Genomic DNA, 8,107 nt, shown 5'->3' with positions numbered 1-8,107 from the left:
TCGCGTCGTATACATGAATTGTGACCGACGCGGTCATTGTGGGAGCGGGCTTGCTCGCGAAGAGGCCCTGATAGTCACCACAAAATTTCAAAACTACTCACTCAACAACCGATACCCCACCCCTGCCTCGGTCACGATGAACCTTGGTTGGGTCGGATCATCCGCCAGTTTCTGGCGCAAGTGCCCGACCACGATGCGCAGGTAGTGGGTGTCTTCGGTGTGAGTCGGTCCCCAGATGTCCTTGAGCAATTGCTGCTGGGTGATCACCCGCCCGGGATGCCGCGCCAGTTGCGCCAGCACGGCGTATTCCTTGCGAGTCAGCGCGACTTCGGCACCGTCGAGCAGCACCCGGCGATACGCCAGGTCAACGGTCAACGGACCGAAGGCCAGTGCCGCTGGCTGGGCTTCGCCCACGGGCGCCTGGCGCAACAACGCACGAATCCGTGCCAGGAACTCCTGAATACCGAACGGCTTGGTCACGTAGTCATTGGCGCCGCCATCCAGGGCCTCGACTTTCTGCCCTTCACCGGCGCGCACGGAGAGCACCAGCACCGGAACCGTCGACCACTCGCGAAAATCACGTAATACCTGTTGGCCGTCCATGTCCGGCAAGCCGAGGTCGAGCACCAGCAAATCCGGTTTGTTCAGCGCAGCTTGTGCCAATCCTTCGCTGCCGGTACCGGCCTCCAGCACTCTATAGCCCTGGGACACGAGGCTGATGCGCAGGAATTTACGGATCTGCGGTTCGTCATCGATGACCAAAATGGTCGCGGTCTGGCTCATGAATTCACATCGACACTAAGAAGTGGCAAGAGAGTAGCGCACACACGTTCAGGCTTCACCTTCGTATCCCGGCTGAGCCTGTAGCGGCAGATGTAAGGAAATGCAGGTGCCACGCCCTTCGATGCCGTCGGCGACGCTGATGCGCCCGCCATGGGCACCGACCATGCCCTGACAAATCGCCAGCCCCAGTCCAGTGCCCTGCCCGCCACGATCACCTCGCGCCGCGGTGTAGAACATGTCGAAAATCTTCGCCCGTTCCGCCTCCGGAATCCCCGGTCCCTCATCACTGACCGAAAAAAACAGCTCACCGTCGTCAGCCCCGGCGCGCAGTTGCAAACGCCCGTGGGGCGGCGAAAACCGCGCGGCGTTTTCCAGCACGTTGACCAGTGCCTGTTCGATCAGTGCGGCATGCACGTACAGCAACGGTAATTCGGCCGGCACGTCGGTGCTGACTTGCAACGTCGCAAGGACTGCCCGCAGGCGATTGAGCGCGCTGCCGACGATGTCCGCCGGCGACACCCAGTCCCGCGCCAGCTTCAGGGCTCCGTGGCCGAGCCGGGTCATGTCGAGCAAGTTTTGGATGTAGCGATCGAGGCGCTCGGCTTCATCGCGGGTGCCTTCGAGCAGTTCACGCCGATCCTCCAGCGGGATCGCTTCACCCAGGGCCAGCAGGCTGTCGATACTGCCGCGCATGGACGTCAGCGGTGTGCGCAAATCGTGGGACACCGAAGCCAGCAAGGCACTGCGCAGTTGCTCGGTTTCGCCGTGCAGCCGTGCCGCTTCCAGATCATCGGCCAGTTGCGCCCGGGCCAGCGCCTGGGCCAGCGGCTGGCTCAGCGCGGTCAACAAGCGTCGACGCTGGCCGCTCAGGACCTGACCTTCCCTGGCGCATACGCCGAGCAACGCCAGCGGGCCGTCCTCCACCGATAACGGCCACCACCACCAGCGGCCGAACGGCAATGTGCCGGTGCCCGCACCCGCCGGTTGATCGTGCTGCCAGGCCCAATCGGCGGCGGCGCGTTCGGCTTCGGTGAAGTCCAGCGGGCCACCGGTTTCAACCTTCCAGCCGCTTTGCCCGTCGCGATTGAGCAGGCACAGTTGCACATCACTCCAACCGTTGAGGTGCTGGGCGGCCGCGCTGACCACGGCCTGACGGTCGGTGGCGGCGGTGAGTTTGCGCGACAGGTCAAGCAATTCGGTAGTTTCTTCCTGGGTATCGCGCAGTGCCTGCAATTGCCTGCGCTGGCGCGCCGCGAGGTTACCGGTGAGGGCCGCCATCAGCAGGAAGAACAGCAAGGTCAGCACGTCTTCTTCGCGCTGGATGCTGAAAGAGAAATTCGGTGGAATGAACAGGAAGTCATAAGTCAGAAACGACAGCGCCGCACAGGCCAGAGCCGGCCCGAGACTGCTGCGCACCGCCACCAGCAAAACGGCGGCAAGGAACACCAGTGAAATATTTGGCAGCGGCAGAACACTCGCCACGGCCCAGGCCAGGGCACTGGCCAGAACCGTCGCGAACACGGCCAGCGCGTAGTCGAACCAGACCAGCGACTGCATCGACCGCTGATGGGGTTGATGCTGTTGGTGATCGCTATCGAGAACGTTGATTTCCAGTCCCCGAGCATTGCGCAGCAGCCGCGCCGCCAGCCCGCCGCCGAACAGACGGCGGCGCAAGCGCGGCCGGGACTGACCAACCAGCACCAGGCTGGCGCGACGTTCGGCGGCATGCTGGATCAGGGTTTTCGCCACTTCACCGGCTCGTAGCAACACCACTTCGCCCCCCAGCCGCTCAGCCAGTTGCTGGGCGCTTTGCAGGCGCAGGCGCGATTGCTCGTCAGGCACGCGGCCGTTGTCCACGTGCACCAGGCTCCAGGGCAGGTGCCGCCGCTGGGCCACGCGACTGGCATGCCGCACCAGGCGCTCGGCCTGGGCATCGCCGTCGACCCCCACCAGCAAACGCCCGCGCACGGCTGGCGCCGCTTGACCGAGTTGGCGATAGCCCTGGGCCAGATCGTTATCGACCTGAGCCGCTGCAGTTTGCATCGCCAGTTCGCGCAAGGCCGTCAGGTTGGTCTGGGAAAAGAACGCATCGATGGCCGCCCGCGCCTGCTCCGGCACATAGACCTTGCCATCACGCAGGCGCTCCAGCAGCTCCCGTGGCGGCAAGTCGATCAACAGCAGTTCATAGGCTTCCTGCAGTACCCAGTCCGGCAGGGTTTCGCGGACCTGCACGCCAGTAATGCCGCGCACCTGGTCATTGAGGCTTTCCAGATGCTGGACGTTGACCGTGGTGTACACATCAATGCCGGCGGCGAGCAGTTCCTGAATGTCTTGCCAGCGCTTTTCGTGACGGCTGCCGGGCGCGTTGGTGTGCGCCAGCTCGTCGACCAGCACCAGTTTCGGTTTGGCTTTGAGCAGGCCGTCGAGGTCCATTTCTTCGAGCAACACACCACGGTATTCCGAGCGCACCAACGGCAGCTGCGGTAAACCGCTGAGCAGTACTTCGGTTTCGGCGCGGCCGTGGGTTTCGACGACACCGGCAATGACTTTCACCCCTTGGCGTAACTGGGTGTGGGCCGCTTGCAACATGGCGTAGGTCTTGCCGACACCCGGCGCGGCGCCGAGAAACACCTTGAGCCGTCCACGGCCATCGCGGGGCAGGTCTGCTAACAGCGCGTCGGCGCGGCCGGAGTTGCTCATGCTTGAAGCTCTCTTTTTTCTTGAAGGGAATGGGTGACCGTTCTACCGCCTTCGCGAGCAAGCCCGCTCCCACATTGGAATGCGTACTCCTGTGGGAGCGGGCTTGCTCGCGAATGGCTCCACCACGGATTTACAGTTTTTCCAGCGCCAGGTTCAACTCAAGCACATTCACCACCGGCGGGCCTACCAGTGGCTGCTCGATGTGGGCGTCCAGCAGTTGCTGCAGGGTCGCTACCGGCAGGTTACGTGCCGTCGCGACACGCGCCAGTTGATAGGCAATCGCGGCCGGTGGCAAGTGCGGATCGAGACCGCTGCCAGACGTAGTGACCAGCGCCAATGGCACCGGCCCCTGGCCTGGCACCAGCAGTTTATTGGCATCGTCGATCACCCGCGTGGCCAGGGCCGGGTTGCTGGGCGACAGGTTGCTGGCACTGCTCGACACGGTAGCAAAGGCACCGGCCGAAGGGCGCGGGTGGAACCAGGCGTCGCCGACGAAATCCTGGGCGATCAGCGAAGAGCCGCGGACCTTGCCCTCGGCATCACGTACCAGGCTGCCGTTGGCCTGATCCGGGAAAGCCACCTGGGCCACCCCGGTGACCACCAGTGGATAAGCGACGCCAGTGATCAGCGTCATCAGGACCAGCAGGCTCAGGGCCGGGCGTATCAATGTGGACATTTCAAAATCCTCGAATTGTAGGAGCGAGCTTGCTCGCGAAGAACCGGAGAGCGCCGCGTTTATCCAGACAGAACGCGTTATCGTTAACGTCCATCGCTAGCAAGCTAGCTCCTACAGGGGGTGTCGTTCGCGAGACCTGTAGGAGCCGGCTTGCTGGCGATCGAGCGCGAAGCGCTCACCATGGGTCAAACCAAATGCAACGCCGTCAACAGCATGTCGATTGCCTTGATGCCCACGAACGGCACCAGAATCCCGCCCAGCCCGTAGATCAGCAGATTGCGTCGCAGCAACGCCGCCGCACTCGCCGCTTGTACCCGCACACCGCGCAGTGCCAGAGGAATCAGCACCACGATGATCAGGGCGTTGAACACGATCGCCGACAGAATCGCGCTCTGCGGACTGCTCAGGTGCATCACGTTGAGCACGCCCAGTTGCGGGTAGATCGCGGCGAACAGCGCCGGCAGAATCGCGAAGTACTTGGCCACGTCGTTGGCGATGGAAAAGGTCGTCAGCGCACCGCGGGTGACCAGCAATTCCTTGCCGATCTGTACCACGTCCAGCAGCTTGGTCGGGTCGCTGTCGAGGTCGACCATGTTGGCCGCTTCACGTGCCGCTTGCGTGCCGTCGTTCATCGCCATGCCGACGTCCGCCTGGGCCAGGGCCGGGGCGTCGTTGGCGCCGTCGCCGCACATGGCGACCAGGCGACCGTCGTTTTGCTCGTGACGAATGCGCGCCAGTTTTTTCTCCGGTGTGGCTTCGGCCAGCACATCGTCCACACCCGCTTCGGCAGCGATGGCGGCGGCGGTCAGCGGGTTGTCGCCGGTGACCATGACGGTGCGAATGCCCAGCTTGCGCAGCTCGGCGAAACGCTCGCGAATGCCGGGCTTGACCACGTCCTTGAGGTGGATCGCGCCGAGCAGCTTACCGTCGGCACACACCAGCAACGGGGTGCCGCCGCTTTGGGCGATCTTGTCGATTTCACGGGACAACGGTGCCGCCAGATCGGCACGCTTGAGGCCCACGAACGCCAGCAACGAATCCACCGCGCCTTTGCGGTACACGCGCCCTTGATAGTCGACACCGGACAAGCGGGTTTCGGCGCTGAATGGCACGGCTGTCAGCTCGTCGGCGGACGGCTCCGGCTGCGGATGAGTGCCGCGCAGGTACTCGACGATCGACTTGCCTTCCGCAGTATCGTCGGCCAGCGAAGCCAGCAATGCGCCTTCGGCCAGTTCCCTCGCTGGCACACCAGGCGCGGCATACACCGCCGAGCAACGACGGTTACCGAAGGTGATGGTGCCGGTCTTGTCCAACAGCAGGACGTGCACGTCCCCCGCCGCTTCCACCGCACGACCGGACTTGGCGATCACGTTCAGGCGCACCAGTCGATCCATCCCGGCGATACCAATGGCCGACAGCAAACCGCCGATGGTGGTCGGGATTAACGTGACCAACAGCGCCACCAGGAACACCAGCGGCAGGCTGCCATTGGCGAAGTGGGCGAACGGTTGCAGGGTGACGACCACCAGCAGGAAGATCAGGGTCAGGCCGATCAGCAGGATGTCGAGCGCTACTTCGTTCGGAGTTTTCTGGCGCTTGGCGCCTTCGACCAGGGCGATCATGCGATCCAGGGTCGATTCACCGGGGTTGGCGGTGATCTTCACCAGCAGCCAGTCGGACACCAGTCGGGTGTTGCCGGTAACGGCCGAGCGATCGCCACCGGACTCGCGAATCACGGGGGCCGATTCACCGGTAATCGCCGCTTCGTTGACCGCTGCGATACCTTCAATTACCTCGCCGTCACCGGGAATCATTTCCCCCGCTTCGACGCGCACCACGTCCCCTTTGCGCAGGCTGGCGGCGGGCACCACCTGAAAGCTGCCGTTGCCGGTTTTGCGCCGGGCGCTCAAGCCTTCGCTACCGGCCTTGAGGCTGTCGGCGCGGGCCTTGCCGCGGCCTTCGGCCAAGGCTTCGGCGAAGTTGGCGAACAGCACGGTGAACCACAGCCACACGGCAATTTGTGCGGCGACGAAAGTCGGCACCGCCGTGTCGGGAATGAAGCACAGTACGGTGGTCAGGATCGCGGTGAGTTCAACAACCAGCATCACCGGCGCACGCTGCAATTGCCGTGGGTCGAGCTTGACGAAGGCTTGCAGCAGCGCCGGGCGCCACAGGGCCGAGATCGCGGTTTTCGGTTGTTCCGGCGCTTTCATGGCGACCGGTTTAATTACGGGCATATTCATCAAATAATCCTCAGAAGCCCATGCTCAGATGTTCAGCGATAGGACCCAGCGCCAACGTCGGCAAGAAGGTCAGGCCGCCCACCAGCAAAATGGTCACAGTCAGCAAGGTCACGAACAGCGGGCCGTGGGTCGGGAAGCTGTTCTGCCCGATCGGCGCGGTTTTCTTCATCGCCAGGCTGCCGGCCAGGGCCAGAACCGGGAGGATGTAGCCGAAGCGACCGATCAACATGCCAAGGCCCAGCATCAGGTTGTGGAACGGAGTATTGGCGCCGAAGCCACCGAAGGCAGAACCGTTGTTGGCGCTGGCCGAGGTATAGGCGTAGAGCAACTGACTGAAACCATGGGCGCCAGGGTTGCTCACGGCAGCCACCGGGCCTGGCAGGCTGGCGGCAATCGCACCGAGCACCAGTACGCCAATCGGCATGACCATCAGGGTCACCACCAGCAATTGCACTTCCCTGGCTTGCAGTTTCTTGCCGAGGTATTCCGGGGTGCGGCCGATCATCAGGCCGGCGAGGAACACTGCGATCAACACGTTGAGCAACATGCCGTAGAGCCCGGCGCCAACGCCACCGAAGATCACCTCGCCGACCATCATGTTGACCAGCGCCACCATGCCGCTCAGCGGGTTGAGGCTGTCGTGCATGCCGTTCACCGAGCCGTTGGACGCGGCCGTGGTGGTCACCGACCACAACACAGTGCCGGTGGTGCCGAAGCGCGCTTCCTTGCCTTCCAGCGGCGCAGTCTGTTCGACGGCGACGTTGTTCAGGGCCGGGTTCGGTTGGTATTCGGCCCACAGCGACGTCGCGCCGCCGATCAGGAACAGCGCCAGCATGCAGGCGATGATCGCTCGACTCTGACGCAGGTCTTTCACGTAGTGGCCAAAGGTAAACACCAGCGCCACAGGGATCAGGATGATCGACGCCAGCTCAAACAGATTGCTCCACGCCGTCGGGTTCTCGAACGGATGCGCCGAGTTCACGCCGAAGAAACCGCCACCGTTGGTGCCCAGTTGCTTGATCGCAATCTGGCTGGCGGCCGGGCCGAGCGGGATCACTTGATCAACGCCTTGCATCGTCACCGCATTCACATACTGCGCGAAGGTTTGCGGCACGCCCTGCCAAACCAGGTACAGCGCCAGCAGAAGGCACAATGGCAGCAAGCCGTAGAGGGTGGCGCGAGTCATGTCGACCCAGAAGTTACCGAGGCTTTTTGTCGATTTGCGACCGATACCGCGACACAACGCGACCAATACCGCCAGGCCGGTAGCGGCACTGACGAAGTTCTGCACGGTGAGGCCGACCATCTGGCTCAAATAGCTCAGGGATGCTTCACCGCTGTAGGCCTGCCAGTTGGTGTTGGTCATGAAGCTGATGGCGGTATTGAACGCCAGCGTCCACTCCTGGCCCGGCAGGTTCTGCGGGTTCAGCGGCAGGTGGTCCTGGAACAACAGGATGGCGAACAAAAGCAAGAAGCCCGCGAGGTTGAAGGCAAGCAAAGCCAAGGCGTATTTCCGCCAGCTCTGTTCGGCTTGCGGGTCAACCCCCGCCAGCCGGTAACAGCCACGTTCGACCGGCCCGAGGACCGGCGTCAGCCACGTGCGCTGGCCCTCCATTACTTTGTAGTAGAAGCGCCCTAGAAACGGCGCCGGGACCAATACCAGGGCGAAAAAACCGAGGATCAGCCAATAGTCATAACTGTGCAT

Annotated in this window: 5 protein-coding genes; all 5 read right to left on the bottom strand. The window is 63.2% G+C overall.

The genetic code is table 11. The features are described from left to right. Positions 1 to 93: 93 nt before the first annotated feature. On the bottom strand, positions 94 to 783 hold the full coding sequence (locus tag PMI28_RS18160; RefSeq protein WP_007985444.1) for a response regulator: 690 nt from the start codon (positions 781 to 783) through the stop codon (positions 94 to 96). Between the two features lie 48 nt (positions 784 to 831). Further along, positions 832 to 3,483, bottom strand: a complete 2,652-nt coding sequence (locus PMI28_RS18165; RefSeq protein ID WP_007985442.1) for a sensor histidine kinase — start codon at positions 3,481 to 3,483, stop codon at positions 832 to 834. A gap of 130 nt (positions 3,484 to 3,613) precedes the next feature. Then, the gene (kdpC, locus tag PMI28_RS18170; protein WP_007985440.1) at positions 3,614 to 4,159 is read right to left on the bottom strand and encodes a potassium-transporting ATPase subunit KdpC; all 546 of its coding nucleotides are present in this window, start codon (positions 4,157 to 4,159) and stop codon (positions 3,614 to 3,616) included. A gap of 185 nt (positions 4,160 to 4,344) precedes the next feature. Next, positions 4,345 to 6,402, bottom strand: a complete 2,058-nt coding sequence (gene kdpB, locus PMI28_RS18175; protein WP_007985438.1) for a potassium-transporting ATPase subunit KdpB — start codon at positions 6,400 to 6,402, stop codon at positions 4,345 to 4,347. A gap of 10 nt (positions 6,403 to 6,412) precedes the next feature. Next, the gene (gene kdpA / locus PMI28_RS18180; protein ID WP_007985436.1) at positions 6,413 to 8,107 is read right to left on the bottom strand and encodes a potassium-transporting ATPase subunit KdpA; all 1,695 of its coding nucleotides are present in this window, start codon (positions 8,105 to 8,107) and stop codon (positions 6,413 to 6,415) included.

This window comes from Pseudomonas sp. GM48, assembly GCF_000282335.1.
GTDB lineage: Bacteria > Pseudomonadota > Gammaproteobacteria > Pseudomonadales > Pseudomonadaceae > Aquipseudomonas.
The sequence above is the reverse complement of the archived record's forward strand: the minus strand, read 5'-3'. Positions and strand labels throughout refer to the sequence as shown.